Genomic DNA, 17,233 nt, shown 5'->3' with positions numbered 1-17,233 from the left:
ACCTTCAACTCATGTATTCCCTCTGTTTGGACTGCGGCGCGACGAACGTGCGCGCGATGGTTGTGGATGAAAAAGGCGTCATTGCGGGGAAGGCCTCGCAGCCCAACGCCACGCTGCCGGGAGAGGAAAATCCGGAGTTCCACGTATGGGACGCCGACCGGATTTTCAACCAGCTTTCCGAATGCGCCGTCCAGGCGCTCCAAGGCCTGCCTGCCGAGCAGGTGAAGGCGGTGACAATCACCACCTTCGGCGTGGACGGCGCGCTGACGGATGCGGAAGGCAATCTTCTTTATCCCGTCATTTCCTGGAAATGCCCCCGCACGGCGGAGGTGATGAAGCACATCGGCAAATACATTTCCCAGGAAGAACTCAACCGGATTTCCGGCGTGGGCGCCTTTGCCTTCAACACCATTTACAAGCTCGTCTGGCTCAAGGAAAACCGCCCGGACCTGCTGGAAAAGGCCCATGCGTGGCTCTTCATCTCCAACATTCTGGCCTGCAAGCTCACCGGCATCATGGCCACGGACCGCACGATGGCCGGAACTTCCCAGCTTACGGATATGGAAACGGGAGACTTTTCCCCGCTTATCCTGGACCGCCTCGGCCTGCGCCGCGACCTTTTCCCGCCCATGGTTGACGCAGGGAAAACCATCGGCCTTGTCACGCCGGAAGCGGCCGCGGGCATGGGAATTCCCGCCCTGGCCGGCGTTCCCGTGATCTCTGCGGGGCATGACACCCAGTTCGCCATCTTCGGTTCCGGAGCGGACAGGGACCAGCCCGTTCTTTCCTCCGGAACATGGGAAATCCTGATGGTGCGCTCCGCCCAGGCGCACCTGGCTCCGGAGGATTACGCGGACGGAGCCACGGCGGAGTTCGACGCGGAACCCGGCCTGCTCAACCCCGGCCTGCAATGGCTCGGCTCCGGCATCATTGAATGGGTGAAATCCGCCTGCTTCCGGGGAGAAACGTACGACGTCATGGACGCGGAAGCGGAAGTGATTCCCCCCGGCTGCGACGGAGTCACCATGGTGCCGGACTTTCTGGCATCCGGAGACGGCAAGGGTTCCATCAACGGCCTGGTGCTGGGCAGAACGCGCGCCCACATCTACCGCGCCGCCATGGAGGCCCTCACCTGGCGCCTGAAATCCCGCCTGGCCCGTCTGGAATCCGTCGGCGGCTTCAAGAGCGGCTTCCTCATCCTGGTAGGCGGGGGAGCCAGAAACAAGATATGGACGCAGATGCGCGCGGACATTCTCCAGATTCCGGTGAAAGTCTCGGAAGTCTCGGAAAGCACCGTTTTGGGCGCATCCATGTTTGCCTTTGCCGGAGCCGGAGTGTACTCTACGCCCGAGCAGGCCAGGGACGCCTTCGGCATCATGTACCGGACATTCCTGCCCGGCCCCCAGAAGGCCGCCTACGAAAAGCTCAACCATTAACACGCAACTAATATGTCAGAAGACTGGTCAATCTCCCCGCCCCTCCCGGACAAGGTGTTCCCGTGGGAAAAGTACAATCCCGTCACGAAGGAGGAAGTGGACGCGTTTTTCAATTCCCCTGAAATCCTGGTGATCAAGGAACGCATGTGCGACATGGGCCGCCGCCTGTGGAACCGCGAGTATGTGGACGGAAACGGCGGCAATATCTCCGTGCGGGTGGCGCAGAATCTCGTACTGTGCTCCCCCACCCTGTGCTCCAAGGGATTCATGAAGGTGGAGGACATCTGCCTGGTGGACATGGAAGGCCGCCAGAAAGCGGGCATCCGCCCCTCCACCAGCGAGGTGAAGACGCACATCGCCATGATGAAATCCGTGGGCGTCAACTCCTGCATCCACGCCCATCCCCCGCACTGCAACGCCTTCCTGTTCGCCGGCCAGGTTCCGCCCTCCGGCATCAATCCGGAAGCGGACATTTTCCTGGGGCACATCCCGCTGGCCCCCTACGGAACGCCCGGCTCCCCGGAAACGGCCCAGGCCGTTGCGGAGGTATCCAGGCAATCCACCGTCGTATTCATGGAAAACCACGGCGTCATCGCCGGAGGCCGCCACGTGGAGGAGGCGGAATGGTTCATGGAAAACGCGGACGCCTACTGCCGCATGGTCCTTCTGGCCGGGCTGCACAAGGCCCCCCTGAACCAGGTGGGACCGGAAGGCGTGGCGGACTTCCTCGCCATCCGCAAGGCCATCGGCTACGCCGTTCCGGAAGGACAGCCTCTGTACAATACGGAAACCTACGCCGGGTACAAGCTGGGCAAATCCGGCAAATAAAAAACTCTTTCAGCGGGGCGGCGGAAATCCTGCCGCCCCGTTTTTTCCACCCCCCTGCATGAAAATATGATCACTGCCATTTCCATCGCCATCGGAGTCTTCCTGATTAATCCCATCATCGTTACACAGGATTCACTCTCCCTTCAGTACACTAGAGGCGCAGAAGACGGCCGCCAGGGGAAAACTTCCCTGAGCGTCACCTGGAAGGCGGAAAAAAAGGGAAAAGAAAATAAAGCTGCCTGGGAAACCGCCTGTTCCTATCCGGATGCCGCTTCCTGGTACCTGCCGGTCATCCGGACCCACACGATCTTCCTCGAATCCGGTGAAAGGAGGGTAAAAGAAATCTCCTTCATCTGGGAAAAACCTTCCTCCCAAGAAGAAGGAGAGAATGCAGGGACTTCGATCAGGCCGAAATACGTCTCCATGGGAGGAGGTGACAGGGAACTGGAATTCGACTGGGTCGTACAGCCTTTCTCTCCGGGCAAGGACGATTTTAAATAAAGTCCCGCCATTGAGGAAAAATCCGGAAATGGAAACATCCATGAAGGAAGGGCTTTTCCCGGAAGCCCTCCGTCTTCCCGTCCGGAAAAGTGAATAAACGGAAGCGTACTATTTCCCTTCCCTGCCGGCTTCCTGTGGAACCGGTCATGCCCACCGCACCTTTTTGCACCTCAATCCCACGTTTTAATCCCCTGCCCACGGGTTCCGTTCAAGGTTCCGCGCGAGACGGGTTCAACTGTATTCAGCATGAGTCATTCCTGACTAAAGAACTTTCCGCTGCGGCATTCTCCTATCTCTTCCAGCAAAACCGACAGAGGTTCTTCCGCCCTAAAAATTCTGAGTCCGGACTCCGGCAGCGGAAAGAAAAGTAGCTAGCCCTTACTGCAAATGATGCTGTAGAGCAACAGGATTAAATCCTTCCGCAAAAACCTTCCCTGCCAGATCAGAAAATTATCCAGCCGCCACAGGCTGCTTTAGTTCATTCATGCCTTCCCTCAAAAAATAGAATGATTCCTTTCATTCTATTAATGCAGATGGAAAAGGCTATTCCGAATGATAAATTCCTTTGAAGCTAAAAACAAATACGGATTTCATATCCGTTGTCAATAGATATGTTTGATAAATAGTTGTTTTTGAAAATTTAAACAAGGAATTCACTTGTATTTCAGTGTTTTTACATAATCTATAATTTTTCTTAATCACTGAAAAAAAATAAGTAACAACAAAATGAAATCATTGCCGGATATGAAATCCGACACATTTGTTTCTGTTCAAGGAAGAAACCATTTTTATGAAGAAGACTTTATCGCTGTTCATGGCAATGATGGCCGTTTCCGCCTCTCAGGCGGCTACCGTATTACAGCCCGACTTCAATTACAACGGTTACTGGGTTTACGTCTGGAATGGGGGCGACAATGGAAATTGGTCAGAAAACAACTGGGGTGTCCTTAAAAATTCATCCCAGAGCAGCCTTCAATCAGGAGACGGTTACAAGCCCATCAATCAGGACCCCGGCTTTATTGGGTATGATTTTTCCATGGAAGGCGGAAAACAGACGTTCACCAGCAACCAGACAGCTATTACCGTTACAGCCGGAAACGATCTGAAAAGTTGTGTATCAGGTATCTATTTGGGAGACTATGTCACCCTTAATGCCACCGAATGGGGAGATTACGGAGCATTTTCCATGCATCTCGGAACCAACACTCAAGTGAATTTCAATTTTGACATGGGCGTTGCGGACGGAACGGTTTTCGACTTCGGACAAATGACGGGAAACAGCCTGGTTACTATCGGGACGGCATGGCTTGGGGATAAAACAACCATCCTGAAGGGCAGTTATACCCTGTCCGGATTGACTTCCTCCATTGACATGCTCCATGTCGGCTTCGGAGACGGTTCCATTGCCAACTTTGACGGCTCCCAATTGCAAGTAACGGATTCCGACGGCAATACACTTACCTATGTCCAGGATGCCAGCAACCTCAAGGAAGGCGAATTCGGCCTGCAATACAATGACGGAAACGTTCAACTGGTAGCCATGGCCGTCCCTGAACCCGCAACCGCCGCCCTGGGACTGATTGGCCTCGGCACGCTTCTGATGCGCCGCAGACGGTCTTGACGGACAATTCGTTTGATCAGATCAATTCAAAGGCGGGAGATTTCCCGCCTTTTTTATTTTCCTGGACTCGCCAAGCCCGCTCCACGGACAGATGAATGGCCCTTCCCGCGTTTAAACACATTCATTCCGAACGGATTGCCCGAATGGCTTCCGAGTTATTGACGGCGGCGCCTTATCAGCAATCCCCCCACGCACAGGAGGCCCAGGAGGGAAACGGAAGGTTCCGGAACGGCCCGGGAGCCCGTCACGTATTCCACATACAGCTTCTTGCCGTCGGCGTCATAAACCAGCTTGTACTTGCCCAGGTCCTCCCTGGTGGCGGTCAGTTCCGCAGACTGGTCATAGAGGGTGGAAACTTCTCCGGCTTCAAAGTTCACCTGGAAATTGGAAAAATTCAATGACAGGGCATCTCCATTGGTCCCGAAGCTCATCAAATCCCTGCGCTGGATGGAGAATTCCCCTCCTTCCAGAATGTCCAGGGAACCGTTTAAATTGAAGTGGGCGCTTGACGAACTGTTGAAATTGGCCTGGTACGCCACGGAACCTTCCAGGCCCAGGTTGAACGTAAGGGGCTGGCGACCTACCGCAGGAGCGCCGTTTTTATAATCCCCCCATACGTTGTTTGTGAAAATCAGGCCATCCGCGGAGCCGATGGTGAAGGTGGAACCCCAGAATTTCGCATCGTTGGTCGTCACCGTCAGGGTGCTCCCCTCTGCGATATTGATATTCATGCCGTAGAACGTATTGCTCCCTCCGTTGCTCCCTATCTTGACGTTGATGTTTCCTCCGGCGCCGATGTACACGGTATCTCCCGTGGCGGGTTTTGATGCGGACGCGGGGCCGTCCGGAGAATCCGTTTTCCAATTGCCGGCCGTTTCCCACCAGCCGTCATTGGAACCGGAATAATACAGGGAGGCTCCCAGGGAAAAGGACGCCGTACTGCACAAAACAACCAGCAGGGACAGAACAGTTTTCATACGCGGATAATGTAACGGATTCCGAATCCGCGTTTTTGATCTGTTATTAACCGTCTTTATAATTCCAAGACGGTCATGAACAAACAGGAATATTCAAAAAATATCAGAATTGGAGCATATTAATTATTATCAATGCCTTATAAAAATAAAACATTTATTGTCAATAAATTCCATTGCCAGCGGATTCGGAATCCCCTATTCGTACAAAAACAGGTCAAACCCTTCAAATTGTTCGTGCAGATTTGCTGACCGGAAACGGTCTTCAAACGGCGGCAGCCACGTATCCGCCGGATATTCTCCCCTGATATGGGAAACCCACATGCGGGACATGAGCGGCATCATCAGGGAAAAGATTTCCGCACCGCCGATGACCATGACTTCCGGGTCCATCAGGGGAAGACGCTTCAGTTCCTCCACGGAATGAATGACGTCCACTCCTTCCGCCGTCCAGGACGGATCGCGGGTCAGCACGATGTTCTGGCGCCCGGGGAGCGGCCTGCCGATGCTTTCATAGGTTTTGCGGCCCATCAGGACGGGATGTCCCGTGGTAATGCGCTTGAAGGTCTTCAGGTCGTCCGGCAAATGCCAGGGCAGCGCGCCCCGGTAGCCGATGCCGCGGCCGGACGCCATGGCGACCACTCCTGTGTAAGTGACGGGCTGTGACATGATGGTCAGGGAATGAGGTGGGCGGAATTATACGGAAATGGGAGCCTTGATGTGCGGCAGTGGATCGTATCCGGTAAGTTGGAAGTCCTCGTAACGGAATCCGTCAATGGTCCTGACGTCCGGATTGAGTTTCATTACCGGAAGCGGGCGCGGCGTGCGGGCCAATTGCTCCCGCGCCTGGTCCAGATGGTTGCGGTACAGGTGCAGGTCCCCGAAGGTATGAATGAATTCCCTGGCCTCATAGCCGCACACCTGCGCCGTCATGAGCAGCAGCAGGGCATAGGAGGCAATGTTGAACGGCACCCCCAGGAAGAGGTCCGCGCTGCGCTGGTAGAGCTGCAGGGAAAGGCCGTGCCTTTCCTCTCCCGGCTGGGCGGGAATCACGCAGAACTGAAAGAGGGAATGGCACGGCGGGAGGGCCATGTCATCCACCAGGGCCACGTTCCAGGCGCTGACGATGTGGCGGCGCGACCACGGGTTGTTTTTCAGACCGTCTATCAGCCTGGCAATCTGGTCGATGGGACGTCCGTCCTCGCCGGGCCAGCAGCGCCACTGCGCGCCATACACGGGGCCAAGCTCGCCGTTTTCATCGGCCCATTCGTCCCAGATGCTGACGCCGTTGTCTTTCAGGAATTTGATGTTGGTCTCCCCTTTCAGGAACCAGAGCAGTTCGTAAATGATGGAGCGCAGGTGGAGCTTCTTGGTGGTCAGGCACGGAAAACCGTCGCGCAGGTCATACCTGCTCTGCCTGCCGAACACGCCGATGGTGCCCGTCCCGGTCCGGTCCTCCCGCCCCACCCCATGGGTCAAAACGTCGTCCAAAAGTTCCAAATACTGCTTCATTTCCGTAATTTGCGCTTTTCTCAGCCCTTGGCCCGTGATAATACGAGCATGCGCCACTTTAGTACCATCTCCAGCACCAAAAGCCAGCCTTTTCACTATTCCCCGCCCCTGTATTTTTTCCGTTACGCGTTCCATGATTTCCATGCTCATACCTGACGAGCCATATTTGGGATTCGCCGCCCTGTGCCACATAGCCGGGGCATTCTGCCTGATTCCGGCCCTGCTCCACACGCGCACGCCCCAGGGCACCATCGCGTGGCTGATTTCCCTGCTGGCCTTCCCCTACATCGCCGTGCCCTTTTATCTGATTCTGGGGCGGCGCACCTTCAGCGGCTACGTGGAGACGCGGCGCAGGCAGACGGATTCCGAGTCCCCGTGGGGGGAGCTGACGGACAAGATCACGAACTGCATGAAGCCGTACGCCATCCGCTCCGCGGACACGGCGGGGGAGATCATGCAGACGCTGGGGGACATCGTGCGGCTGCCGGTGTGCAGGGGCAATTCCTGCCAGCTCCTGATCGACGCGGACAACGCCTTTCCCCGCATTTACGACGCCATCAAGAAGGCGGAGCGGTACATCCTGATCGAGTTTTTCATCATCAAGAACGATTCCGTGGGCCGGAACCTGAAAAACCTGCTGATTGAGCGGGCGCGGGACGGCATCCACATTTACATGCTGTATGATGAAATAGGCTCCCACAAACTACCGCCCGGCTATATTTCCGCCCTGCGGAAAGAGGGGGTAAAGATCGAGCCGTTCAACGGAAAGCGCCACTTCCTGAGCAACGTCCTGCGCCTGAATTTCCGGAACCACCGGAAGCTGGTGGTCGTGGACGGCTCCACCGCCTTCATCGGGGGCATGAACATCGGCCGGGAGTATCTGGGAAAGGGGGCGCTGGGGTATTGGAGAGACACGTTCATCCAGCTTCACGGCCCCTCCGTCCAGCAAACCCAGATCAGCTTCCTGGAAGACTGGAACTGGGCCACCATGTCGAAATCCACCCCGTCCACCTTCCCCCGCCTGTGCTGGGACATCACGCCCCAGCCGGAGGATAAAACCGTGCTGGTGCTGCCTTCCGGCCCGGCGGACGTGATTCCTGCGTGGAAGACCACCATCATCGCCCTGGCGAACCGGGCTACGCACCGCCTGTGGATTTCCACGCCCTATTTCGTGCCGGACGAAGGCGTGATGTCCGCCCTCCAGGCGGCCGCCCTGCGGAATGTGGACGTGCGCATCCTGCGCCCGGAACGGGCGGACCACATTCTGGTGAAGCTTTCCTCCTTCACCTTCCTGCGTGACCTGGATACCTACGGCATCCAGCTTTGGGCTTACAAAAAGGGCTTCCTGCACCAGAAGGTGATCCTGATGGACGACGATATCGCCACCGTGGGAACGGCCAACCTGGACAACCGCTCCCTGGCCCTGAACTTCGAGCTCACCGCCATTGTCCGCGATCCCGGCGTGTGTGCGGAGGTACAGGCCATGCTGGAAAAAGACTTTTACTCGTCCGTCCGGGAATCCCTGGAGGACTACAACAAAAAATCGCTGGGATTCAAAATGCTATGCAACCTTGCCAGGTTGATGGCTCCCGTACAATAACTGAATTTTATTGGAATCATTCTAAATTTTACTCTTGTAAGCTTGACCTCCTCAAACTCGTGTGAGACAATTCTTTTCAAGAAGCCACCCCCTTCAATTTTTAACGATCGTTAAATAAATATGAATCCTGTTACATTCAACTGTACCGTTCTGCGCGACGGCCACCAGTCCCTGGCGGCCACCCGCATGAAGACGGCAGACATGCTGCCCATCGCCCCCATCCTCGATTCCATGGGCTTCAGCGCCCTGGAGACCTGGGGCGGAGCCACCATCGACGCCGGCCTTCGCTTCCTGAAGGAATGGCCGTTCGACCGTCTGGACGCCCTGAAGAAGGCCGCCCCCAAAACGCCCCACATGATGCTTCTGCGCGGCCAGAACATTGTGGGCTACACCAATTACGCGGATGACGTGGTGGAAGCCTTCGTGGCCATGAGCGCCAAGCACGGCATGAATATTTTCCGCATTTTCGACTGCGTGAACGACCCGCGCAACATGGAAACCTCCATCCGCGCCGCCAAGAAGGCCGGAGCTCAGGCGCACGGCACCATCTGCTACACGACTTCCCCCGTGCATACCACGCAAAGCTTCGTGGACATGGGCCGCGAACTGGCGGACATGGGCGCGGACGCCATCGTCATCAAGGACATGGCCGGCCTCATCCCTCCCTACGTGACGCATGAACTGGTCAGCGCTCTGAAGAAGGACCTGAATATTCCCGTCTGGATTCACACGCACGATACCGCCGGACTCGGCGCCTCCACCTACCTCAGCGCGATTGACGCCGGGGTGGACGCCTGCGACGTATCCATCTCCCCCTTCGCCAACGGCACGGGACAGCCGGACTGCCTGCGCATGCTCGCCCTGCTCAACGGCAATTCCCGCAAGCCGGATTACGATACGGACAAGCTCATTGAGGTGTCTGAAATGCTCAAGCCCATTTACGACGAACTGGGCAAATTCACCTCCCACCGCAACGAGGTGGTGGATTCCGACACGCTGCGCTACCAGGTTCCCGGCGGCATGCTTTCCAACTTCCGCACCCAGCTCAAGGAACAGGGCATGGAAGACAAGTTTGAAGAAGTGTTTGCGGAAATCCCCGTGGTCCGCAAAGCCCTGGGCTGGATTCCGCTGGTGACGCCCACCTCCCAGATCGTGGGCGTGCAGTCCATGCTGAACGTCAAGTTCGGCCGCTGGAAGAACATCACGCCCCAGGCGGCGGACATCGCCCTGGGTTATTATGGCCGCACCCCCGCCCCCGTGGATCCGGAAGTGCAGAAACTCTGTGCGGAAAAGATGGGCAAGGAACCGATCACCTGCCGCCCGGCGGACCTGATCAAGCCCGACATGGAAAACCTGCGCAGGAAGCTTGCGGAAAAGGGCCTGCCCACGGACGACGAGCATTGCGTGATTTACGCCATGTTCCCCCAGCAGGTGGAAGACTTCTACAAGAAGCCCGAACCGCAGCCGGAGACCCCCGTCCAAGTGAACGCCGCCCCCGCTGCCGCCGCACCGTCCATGACGGTTATTGACAACGGCATCACCGCCCAGGTGAGCGGCCCCTCCGGCTCCCGCGACCTGACCATCGTCATCAACGGCCAGGCCCACTCCGTGAAAGTGGAGCGCGTCGATTAAGGACAGACGAATACTTTATCAATCCATTCACAGGCTGTTCCGGAAATCCGGGACAGCCTGTTTTTTAAACTTCTTTTCCGGCCAAATCTCCCCGCGCTCCGGAGGAAACATCCAGGAATGCGGCCCCCTCAATCACCGGGGAATTCCGGTTATAAAAAACACGGCAGAAATGCCGATTCTCGTGAATGGCTATTCAACAAGGGGGGAAAGAGAAACTCCCGGCTTTTCCGGTAAAAAACCTCCCCAGTCCAAGAGGATTTTTTTCTCCGAGCAGTATTTTCAACATGCCGGGAGGGACTTTTTCCTCCCTCACATGTTCTTTGAAGGTAAAAGACCGGGAATCAGCATCATTCCCGGCGGCGGCCCGCCTCCGGAGAAGCACCGTCATGCTTCACATGGCATGTACTCCAGCGTCCCTGCCCGCAAGGAGCGGAGTAAAATGACGACGGCGCGCGGGATTTTCTTCCGCACGCCGTCGCCAGGCCGGAACCATCCCCACGGGCAAGCCGCACCCGTGGGAAGGTCCGGAGGAAGATGTCCGGAAGCTCAGCTTTCCCTGGACTCCACCATGTTGATTTTGGGAACGATCAGGCTGAAGATGATGAAGGCGGCCAGATAGGCGCATCCGCAGACGACGAAGATGATGTCATAGCCGTGGGAAGGATTGCCCAGCGCTACGAAGTGGGACAGCGTAAAGCCCACGGCCGTCTGGAACAGCACGCTGCCGATCTGTCCGGCCATGCCGGAAAGGCCGGTGATGGACGCCACGTCCGACTTGGGGAACATGTCGGACCCCAGGGTATACACGCTGGCGGACCACGCCTGGTGGGCGCCTCCCGCCAGTCCGAGCACGGCTACGATGGTCCACATGTCGAAGTACTGGACAAAGATGACCGGAAGCACGCAGCAGGCAAAGATGAGCATGGAGATTTTCCTGACCTTGTTCAGGCTCCATCCGCGCCCCGCCAGGTACTTGGTCAGGGAGCCGCCGATGATGCTGAGGACGGTCACCAGCGCGTAAATGACGATCAGCGGCAGGGCGGATTCCTTGATGTTGTAGCCGAAGTGCTTGTTGAAGAAGTCGGGCAGCCAGAAGAGGAAGAACCACCAGATGGGGTCCGTCAGGAAGCGGACGATGATGAGGCTCCATGCCTGCCTGTAGGTGAGAAGTTTTCTCCAGGGGATGGATTCCCTGGCCTCTTCCTTTTCCGCCCGCGCCAGTGCGGAGGATTCCTCCGCCAGTTTCACGCGCGGTTCCTTTGGCATCCGGAGCCAGAAGGCCACCCAGATGAAGCCCAGCACGCCGGCCGCGATGAACGCCGACTGCCAGCCCCAAGCGGCGGCGATGAACGGGATGGTAGCCGGAGCCACCAGGGCGCCCACGTTCGCGCCGGAGTTGAACAGGGTGGTGGCGAATACGCGCTCCCCGGAGGTAAACCAGTTGGTCACCGTCTTGATGCTGGCGGGGAAGTTGCCGCCTTCACCCAGCCCCAGAATGATGCGGCTGAGGCCCATGGATTTGACGCCCACGGCAAAAGCGTGGGAGATGGCCCCCACACTCCACCAGATGATGGAGATGGCAAAGCCCATGCGGGCTCCGTACTTGTCGATAATCCAGCCGAACATGGTCAGGCCGATGGCGTAGGAGGCCTGGAAAATGGACATGATCATGCCGTATTGGGCGTCCGTCCATCCCAGCTCGACGTCCAGGATGGGCTTCAGGATGGAGAGTATCTGGCGGTCCAGGTAATTGATCGTCGTAGCTGCAAAGAGCATGAAAAGGATCATCCACCGGAAGGAGTCCTGCCTGGGTTGTTCTTGAATCATAAGCGGGGGATTGTTTGGATTGATGCTGTTTTCCGCCTACAGGGCCCGGAGGGCTTCCCGGGTTCTGCGGCCTATTTCCTCCCATTCGGAGGACTGGATCAGGGACGGCTCGCAAATCCAGGAACCGCCGCAGGCGGCCACTTCTGGAATTTCAAGCCAGGAGCCTATGTTGCCGGCATGGATGCCGCCCGTGGGCATGATGCGCACGCCCGTGTGCCGGAAGGCTCCCAGCAGGGATTTGAGCATCTTGACGCCACCTGCGGCTTCCGCCGGGAAGAATTTCTGGAACAGGCACCCCAGGGAGAGGGCCTGGCTCATTTCCGAAGCCGTAGAGACGCCCGGAACGAAGGGAAAGCCCAGGGCGGAGGCGGCTTTCACCACCAGGGGATCAAAACCGGGAGCCACGCCGAAGGAGGCCCCGGCATGGCGCGCCTGCTCCACCTGTTCCGGCGTCAGCAGCGTGCCCGCCCCCACCAGCATGTCCGGCACCTCGCGGGAGATGCGGGCGATGGCTTCCGCGGCGGCAGCCGTACGGAACGTGATTTCCATGCAGCCGCAGCCGTTGTCCATCAGGGCCCTGGCGAGGGGAACGGCTTTTTCCGCATCGTTGATGACAACGACGGGAACGAGCCTGATGGCGGACAGTTTTTCCAATAATGTGTTCATGGTTTAAAAGTTGAAGTATTGTTTGGCGTTGTTGTAGGAGATGTCCGCCGCCAGGGAGCCGACCATGTCCATGTCGTCCGGGACCAGGCCCTGGGCCATGTCCCTGCCCAGCATGCGGCACAAAATGCGGCGGAAGTATTCATGCCGCGTGTAGCTGAGCAGGCTGCGGCTGTCCGTCAGCATTCCCACGAAGCGGGAGAGCATGCCGAGCTGGCTGAGGGTCTCCAGATGGCGGGTCATGCCGTCCATCTGGTCCAGGAACCACCAGGCGGCGCCGTACTGCATTTTGCCGGCCGTGACTCCGTCCTGAAAACTGCCGCAGAGCACGGCCAGGGCGGCATTGTCCCGCGGATTCAGGTTGTACAGGATGGTGCGCGGCAGCGTTCCCTTCTGCGCGGAGCGGTCCAGCAGGCGGCCCAGAGGGGCGATGTACGTGAAGTCCGCAATGGCGTCAAAGCCCGTGTCCGGCCCCAGATCCCGCAGGGCCGCCCCGTTGGGGTTGCGCAAGGCGCCCACATGGAGCTGGCGGACCCAGCCCGCGGCCGCGTCAAGTCCGGCAAGGAAGTCCATCAGGTAGTTGGAAAACCTGGCGGCATCCCGTCCCGCCACTTCCCCGCCCTGCCGGGCGGCGGCAAAGAGGGCGGCGGCCTCCTCTTCTGACAGGCTTTCATCATCGAACGCTTCCAGGGAGTGGTCCGACAGCTTGCAACCGTTCCGCGCAAACCAGGCGTGCCGGGAGGCAAGGGCTTTTTGGAATGCGGCCAGATCACGGATTTCCATGCCGGAAGCCCGTTCCAGACGGTCCACCCATTCCATCCATGCCCTGCCCTGATGGATGGCGCGCGCCTTGTCCGGCCTGAAGGTGGGGAGCAGCTTCACGGAATCCCCGGAAGCGGCGTGCCGCCGGTGGGCGGCCAGGTCGTCGCAGGGATCGTCCGTCGTGCAGACGGCTTCCACGTTCATCTTTTTCAGAATGTCCAGGGCCCCCAGGGAGCCGGACTGGAGCATGGCGGAGGTCTTTTCCCAGATATCCCCGGCGGTATCCGGACCGAAGAGGGTTCCGGTGATTCCGAAGGGCCTCCGGAGTTCCAGATGCGTCCAGTGGTACAGGGGGTTGCGAAGCAGCCGGGGCACGGTGGCGGCCCAGGCGTCGTATTTTTCCCGGTCTGGGGCGTCTCCGGAGCACAGGCGCTCCGGAATGCCGTTGGTCCTCATGGCGCGCCACTTGTAATGGTCACCGTCCAGCCAGAGCTGGGCGATGTTGGAGAACTGGCGGTTGTCCGCGATGGCGGCGGCGTCCAGGTGGGAGTGGTAGTCAATGATCGGCTGGTGTTCGGCGTACTCATGGAAAAGCGTCTTCGCCTGGGGGGTGTCCAGCAGAAAGTCGTCGTCGATGAACATGGGAGGAAGGATGTTTGATGGTTACACTCCGGAATAGGCCAGGAAACCGCCGTCCACGGGGATGATGGTCCCCGTCACGAAAGAGGCGGAAGGAGACACCAGGAATTGCAGGGCTCCGCACAGGTCGCCGGGCTCGCCGAAGCGGTGCATGGGCGTCTTGGCAAGCACCTTGCGCCCGCGCGGCGTAGGCGTTTCCCCGTCCTTTTCCATCATCAGGAAGCGGTTCTGGTCCGTAATGAAGAAGCCGGGAGCGATGGCGTTGACGCGCACGCCCAGAGGAGCCAGGTGTGTGGCCAGCCATTTGGTGAAGTTGTCCACGGCGGCTTTTGCGGCCCCGTAGGCCCCGACTTTGGTCAGTGGCTGGAATGCGGCCATGGAAGAGATGTTGACAATGCAGCCGCCGGAAGCGGCCAGCAGTTTTCCGAAGACCTGAGAGGGAAGAATGGTGCCGATCATGTTGAGACGGTTGACGTATTCAAAGCCCTGCATGTCCATGCCGAAGAAGCCTTGCTCCGCCGGGGTGTCCGGCATGCACTGCTCCGCGGGGGTGGTCCCGCGCGGATCGTTGCCTCCGGCCCCGTTCACCAGGATGTCCAGCCGTCCCCAGGTGTTTTCCAGCAGGGTGGCGGCTTCCTCCAACTGCGCCTTGTCCAGCACGTCCGCCGCGATGACGAGGGTCCGGGTGAGCCCTTCCTCCGCCAGCTTCCGCTGGAGTTCTTCCAGCTTGGAACGGGTGCGGCCCAGCAGGGCCACCCTGGCCCCGGCCTTCAGCAGGTCGCGGGCCATGACGGAGCAGAGAACCCCGGCGGCCCCGGTGACCAGGGCGTTTTTCCCGACCAGCGGGCGGAAGGATTGCAGGCCCATGGCCAGTCCGCGGAGTTCCGCCAGGCCGATGACGCGGCCGCCGTAGGAATACCCGGCGTAACATTTCTTTTCCAAGTCGATGTCCATCAGCTTGCCGTGGTCCGGGCGCACGGGAATGCGCCAGTTTTCCAAGCCTTCCGCCTTCCGGCGGTTTTCCTCGTTGATGAGGCACTGCATGGCGTAGGCCATGTCCGTGTGCCCGCAGAGGTGGGAGCCGGATTCCCGGAAGCTTTCATGGTCCGCGTCAAACACCGTGTTGCGGAAGTGGGCGAAGTAAACGCGGTCCGCAAATTCCTCCATCAGCAGGTGCGGGGAGTTGGAATACAGGCCGCCCAGGGAGCCGGTGCAGAGCGTGAACCCGGAGTGCATGGAGGGCACTTCCCGGATCATCCGGCGCATGTCCTCCTCATCGCTCATGATGCGGGGCAGCCCGAAGATGGGCCGGGGCGGATCGTCTGGATGGATGGCCATGCGGATGCCCGTTTCCTCGCAGACGGGCATGATCTCGTTGAGAAAGTCGTACAGGTTTTGCCGCAGGCGGGCGTCGTCGATGCCCTCATAGCGTTTGAGCATGTCCTTGAACTGCTCCGGCGTCAGGTCGTCCACCGTGCCGGGAAGCCCCAGCAGGATGGAATCCGCCAGCGCACGGCGGCCCTCCCCGTCCAGGGACTGGAAAAGGCTGCGCGCCCGGTCCAGGGTCTCCGGGGAATAGTCCCCTTCCGCCCCGGGACGCTCCAAAATGAACAGGTCGAAGGCGGCCACGCGGGCGGAATCATATTTCAGCACGCTGCTGCCGTCTTCCATCGGAAAAGCCAGATCGGAGCGCGTCCAGTCCAGAACGGGCATGAAGTTGTAGCAGACCACCTTCACCCCGCCCCCGGCGAGGTTGCGGAGGCTCTGCTTGTACACTTCCAGGTAATGCTTCCAGTTCCCGGAACGCGTCTTGATATCCTCATGGACGGCGATGCTTTCCGCCACCACCCAGTTCATGCCCTGCTCCTCGATCATCCGGACCCGTTCGGCCACGGCTTCTTCCGTCCAGAGGTCTCCGCACTTCACTTCATGCAGGGCCGTCACGATTCCGGAAGCGCCCGCCTGGCGGATGTCCCTCAGCGTAATCGGGTCCCCCGGACCGTACCATCTCCAGCTTTCAATCATAACAGGATAAGATAAAGGTTAGCGGTCCACGCGGGCGGTGCCGCCCTTCATGACTTTTTCCACTTCCGCCAGGGAGGCCGTGGAGGTATCCCCCGGAGTGGTCATAGCCAGCGCACCGTGGGCGCATCCGCAGTTCACGGCGTACTGGGGGCCCTTCCCGCTCATCAGCCCGTAAATCAGGCCGGAGGCGAAGGAATCTCCACCGCCCACGCGGTCCAGGATTTCCAGATTCGGGAAGGAGATGGAATCATAAAACTCCCCGTCGCAGTACAGCATGGCCGCCCAGTCGTTGAAGGTGGCCGTGCGGGCCACGCGCAATGTCGTGGCGGCGGCCTTGAAGCCGAATTCCGCCACTGCGCGGCGGATCATCTGCCGGTAGGAACCCTGGTCGATATGGGAGAAATCCTCCGTGGCCCCTTCGATGGAAAGGCCCAGGGACGCCTGGAAGTCCTCCTCATTGCCGATCATGACGTCCACAAAGGGAGCGATGGCCCGGTTTACCTCCTGGGCGCGCTTCTGGCCGCCGATGCTCTTCCACAAGGAGGGGCGGTAGTTCAGGTCATAGGAAACGACCGTGCCGTGCTTGCGGGCGGCCTGGACGGCTTCCAGCACCACGTCGCTCGTCGTTTCGGAAAGTCCCGCATAAATGCCGCCGGTATGGAACCAGCGCACGCCGTCCCTGCCGAACAGGGCGTCCCAGTCCACGTCGCCGGGCTTCATCTGGCAGGCGGCGCTCAGTCCGCGGTCGGAACAGCCTACGGCGGCGCGCACGCCATAGCCGCGTTCCGTGAAATTCAGGCCCACGCGGCAGTCGCGGCCGATGCCGTCAAAGGGGGCCCATTTCACGTAATCCAGGTCCAGTCCGCCCTGAAGCATGCAGTCCTCCAGAAGCCGCCCTACGGGATTGTCGCAGATGGCGGTGACGATGGCGCCCCTCATCCTGAAACAGCGCCTCAGACCGCGGGCCACGTTGTATTCCCCGCCGCCTTCGCAGACGCGGAAGGAACGCGTGGTATGAATGCGGCCTTCGCCGGGGTCCAGCCTCAGCATCACTTCGCCAAGGGATGCAATATCCCAGCGGCACTCCTGCTCAGATTTAATGGATAATGACATGTGAAAATCTTAATCGTACAGGGCTTCCAAACTACAGCGAATCATGAGCCTTCACAAGATAAAAGGAGAAAAAAGGCCAGATATTCATAATTCTTTCTCA

Annotated in this window: 14 protein-coding genes and 1 pseudogene; 6 read left to right on the top strand and 9 right to left on the bottom strand. The window is 58.9% G+C overall.

Annotated features, from left to right (window positions below):
- Positions 1 to 11: 11 nt before the first annotated feature.
- The 4 genes from fucK (at position 12) to HMPREF3039_RS12700 (ending at position 4,386) form a co-directional block, all read left to right on the top strand.
- On the top strand, positions 12 to 1,436 hold the full coding sequence (fucK, locus tag HMPREF3039_RS12715) for an L-fuculokinase (protein WP_067572577.1): 1,425 nt from the start codon (positions 12 to 14) through the stop codon (positions 1,434 to 1,436).
- Between the two features lie 12 nt (positions 1,437 to 1,448).
- Positions 1,449 to 2,264 carry a class II aldolase/adducin family protein gene (locus tag HMPREF3039_RS12710; protein WP_067572575.1) on the top strand — a complete coding sequence of 272 codons (816 nt, stop codon included), beginning with the start codon at positions 1,449 to 1,451 and terminating at the stop codon, positions 2,262 to 2,264.
- A 66-nt stretch (positions 2,265 to 2,330) separates the two neighbouring features.
- Positions 2,331 to 2,765 (top strand): hypothetical protein, encoded by a 435-nt coding sequence (locus HMPREF3039_RS12705; protein ID WP_067572572.1) that lies wholly within the window; start codon positions 2,331 to 2,333, stop codon positions 2,763 to 2,765.
- Between the two features lie 790 nt (positions 2,766 to 3,555).
- Positions 3,556 to 4,386, top strand: coding sequence for a PEP-CTERM sorting domain-containing protein (locus HMPREF3039_RS12700; RefSeq protein ID WP_147550186.1), 831 nt, complete (start codon positions 3,556 to 3,558; stop codon positions 4,384 to 4,386).
- A 155-nt stretch (positions 4,387 to 4,541) separates the two neighbouring features.
- Here HMPREF3039_RS12700 and HMPREF3039_RS12695 read toward each other — a convergent pair whose 3' ends face one another.
- The 3 genes from HMPREF3039_RS12695 to HMPREF3039_RS12685 all read right to left on the bottom strand — a co-directional run bounded on the left by HMPREF3039_RS12695 (position 4,542) and on the right by HMPREF3039_RS12685 (position 6,872).
- Positions 4,542 to 5,363, bottom strand: coding sequence for a hypothetical protein (locus tag HMPREF3039_RS12695; RefSeq protein WP_067572568.1), 822 nt, complete (start codon positions 5,361 to 5,363; stop codon positions 4,542 to 4,544).
- A 195-nt stretch (positions 5,364 to 5,558) separates the two neighbouring features.
- Positions 5,559 to 6,029 carry a dihydrofolate reductase gene (locus HMPREF3039_RS12690; protein ID WP_067572566.1) on the bottom strand — a complete coding sequence of 157 codons (471 nt, stop codon included), beginning with the start codon at positions 6,027 to 6,029 and terminating at the stop codon, positions 5,559 to 5,561.
- Positions 6,030 to 6,056: 27 nt separating this feature from the next.
- On the bottom strand, positions 6,057 to 6,872 hold the full coding sequence (locus HMPREF3039_RS12685) for a thymidylate synthase (protein ID WP_067572565.1): 816 nt from the start codon (positions 6,870 to 6,872) through the stop codon (positions 6,057 to 6,059).
- A gap of 142 nt (positions 6,873 to 7,014) precedes the next feature.
- On the opposite strand from HMPREF3039_RS12685, the gene cls reads away from it, so the two are divergent.
- Positions 7,015 to 8,472: a cardiolipin synthase gene (gene cls, locus HMPREF3039_RS12680; RefSeq protein ID WP_067572626.1), complete on the top strand. Its 1,458-nt coding sequence runs from the start codon at positions 7,015 to 7,017 to the stop codon at positions 8,470 to 8,472.
- Between the two features lie 120 nt (positions 8,473 to 8,592).
- Positions 8,593 to 10,104, top strand: a complete 1,512-nt coding sequence (locus HMPREF3039_RS12675; protein ID WP_067572563.1) for a pyruvate carboxylase subunit B — start codon at positions 8,593 to 8,595, stop codon at positions 10,102 to 10,104.
- A gap of 546 nt (positions 10,105 to 10,650) precedes the next feature.
- Here HMPREF3039_RS12675 and HMPREF3039_RS12665 read toward each other — a convergent pair.
- From HMPREF3039_RS12665 to HMPREF3039_RS12645, 6 genes and pseudogenes are all read right to left on the bottom strand, one after another.
- Complete coding sequence (locus HMPREF3039_RS12665) at positions 10,651 to 11,931, bottom strand: MFS transporter (protein ID WP_067572557.1); 1,281 nt, start codon at positions 11,929 to 11,931, stop codon at positions 10,651 to 10,653.
- A gap of 36 nt (positions 11,932 to 11,967) precedes the next feature.
- Positions 11,968 to 12,597, bottom strand: a complete 630-nt coding sequence (eda, locus tag HMPREF3039_RS12660; protein WP_067572555.1) for a bifunctional 4-hydroxy-2-oxoglutarate aldolase/2-dehydro-3-deoxy-phosphogluconate aldolase — start codon at positions 12,595 to 12,597, stop codon at positions 11,968 to 11,970.
- Positions 12,598 to 12,600: 3 nt separating this feature from the next.
- Positions 12,601 to 13,998, bottom strand: coding sequence for a glucuronate isomerase (gene uxaC, locus HMPREF3039_RS12655; RefSeq protein ID WP_067572553.1), 1,398 nt, complete (start codon positions 13,996 to 13,998; stop codon positions 12,601 to 12,603).
- Positions 13,999 to 14,019: 21 nt separating this feature from the next.
- A complete protein-coding gene (locus HMPREF3039_RS14630; protein WP_343124316.1) occupies positions 14,020 to 14,862 on the bottom strand; it encodes an SDR family oxidoreductase in 843 nt (280 codons plus the stop codon).
- Positions 14,851 to 16,020: pseudogene (uxuA, locus tag HMPREF3039_RS14625) on the bottom strand (mannonate dehydratase); the annotation flags it as partial. The pseudogene uxuA and the gene HMPREF3039_RS14630, both read right to left, overlap by 12 nt.
- A gap of 18 nt (positions 16,021 to 16,038) precedes the next feature.
- On the bottom strand, positions 16,039 to 17,133 hold the full coding sequence (locus HMPREF3039_RS12645; protein WP_067572549.1) for a sugar kinase: 1,095 nt from the start codon (positions 17,131 to 17,133) through the stop codon (positions 16,039 to 16,041).
- Between the last annotated feature and the right edge of the window lie 100 nt (positions 17,134 to 17,233).

It is taken from the genome of Akkermansia sp. KLE1798, from assembly GCF_001580195.1.
Classification (GTDB): domain Bacteria; phylum Verrucomicrobiota; class Verrucomicrobiia; order Verrucomicrobiales; family Akkermansiaceae; genus Akkermansia; species Akkermansia biwaensis.
Note: the sequence above shows the minus strand (reverse complement) of the source record. Positions and strands in the feature narration are given on the sequence as shown.

Coding starts and splice junctions, on each gene's coding strand:
- fucK (WP_067572577.1), top strand. CDS start 12: ATGTATTCCCTCTGTTTGGACTGCGGCGCGACGAACGTGCGCGCGATG.
- HMPREF3039_RS12710 (WP_067572575.1), top strand. CDS start 1,449: ATGTCAGAAGACTGGTCAATCTCCCCGCCCCTCCCGGACAAGGTGTTC.
- HMPREF3039_RS12705 (WP_067572572.1), top strand. CDS start 2,331: ATGATCACTGCCATTTCCATCGCCATCGGAGTCTTCCTGATTAATCCC.
- HMPREF3039_RS12700 (WP_147550186.1), top strand. CDS start 3,556: ATGAAGAAGACTTTATCGCTGTTCATGGCAATGATGGCCGTTTCCGCC.
- HMPREF3039_RS12695 (WP_067572568.1), bottom strand. CDS start 5,363: ATGAAAACTGTTCTGTCCCTGCTGGTTGTTTTGTGCAGTACGGCGTCC.
- HMPREF3039_RS12690 (WP_067572566.1), bottom strand. CDS start 6,029: ATGTCACAGCCCGTCACTTACACAGGAGTGGTCGCCATGGCGTCCGGC.
- HMPREF3039_RS12685 (WP_067572565.1), bottom strand. CDS start 6,872: ATGAAGCAGTATTTGGAACTTTTGGACGACGTTTTGACCCATGGGGTG.
- cls (WP_067572626.1), top strand. CDS start 7,015: ATGCTCATACCTGACGAGCCATATTTGGGATTCGCCGCCCTGTGCCAC.
- HMPREF3039_RS12675 (WP_067572563.1), top strand. CDS start 8,593: ATGAATCCTGTTACATTCAACTGTACCGTTCTGCGCGACGGCCACCAG.
- HMPREF3039_RS12665 (WP_067572557.1), bottom strand. CDS start 11,931: ATGATTCAAGAACAACCCAGGCAGGACTCCTTCCGGTGGATGATCCTT.
- eda (WP_067572555.1), bottom strand. CDS start 12,597: ATGAACACATTATTGGAAAAACTGTCCGCCATCAGGCTCGTTCCCGTC.
- uxaC (WP_067572553.1), bottom strand. CDS start 13,998: ATGTTCATCGACGACGACTTTCTGCTGGACACCCCCCAGGCGAAGACG.
- HMPREF3039_RS14630 (WP_343124316.1), bottom strand. CDS start 14,862: ATGGGCCTGCAATCCTTCCGCCCGCTGGTCGGGAAAAACGCCCTGGTC.
- HMPREF3039_RS12645 (WP_067572549.1), bottom strand. CDS start 17,133: ATGTCATTATCCATTAAATCTGAGCAGGAGTGCCGCTGGGATATTGCA.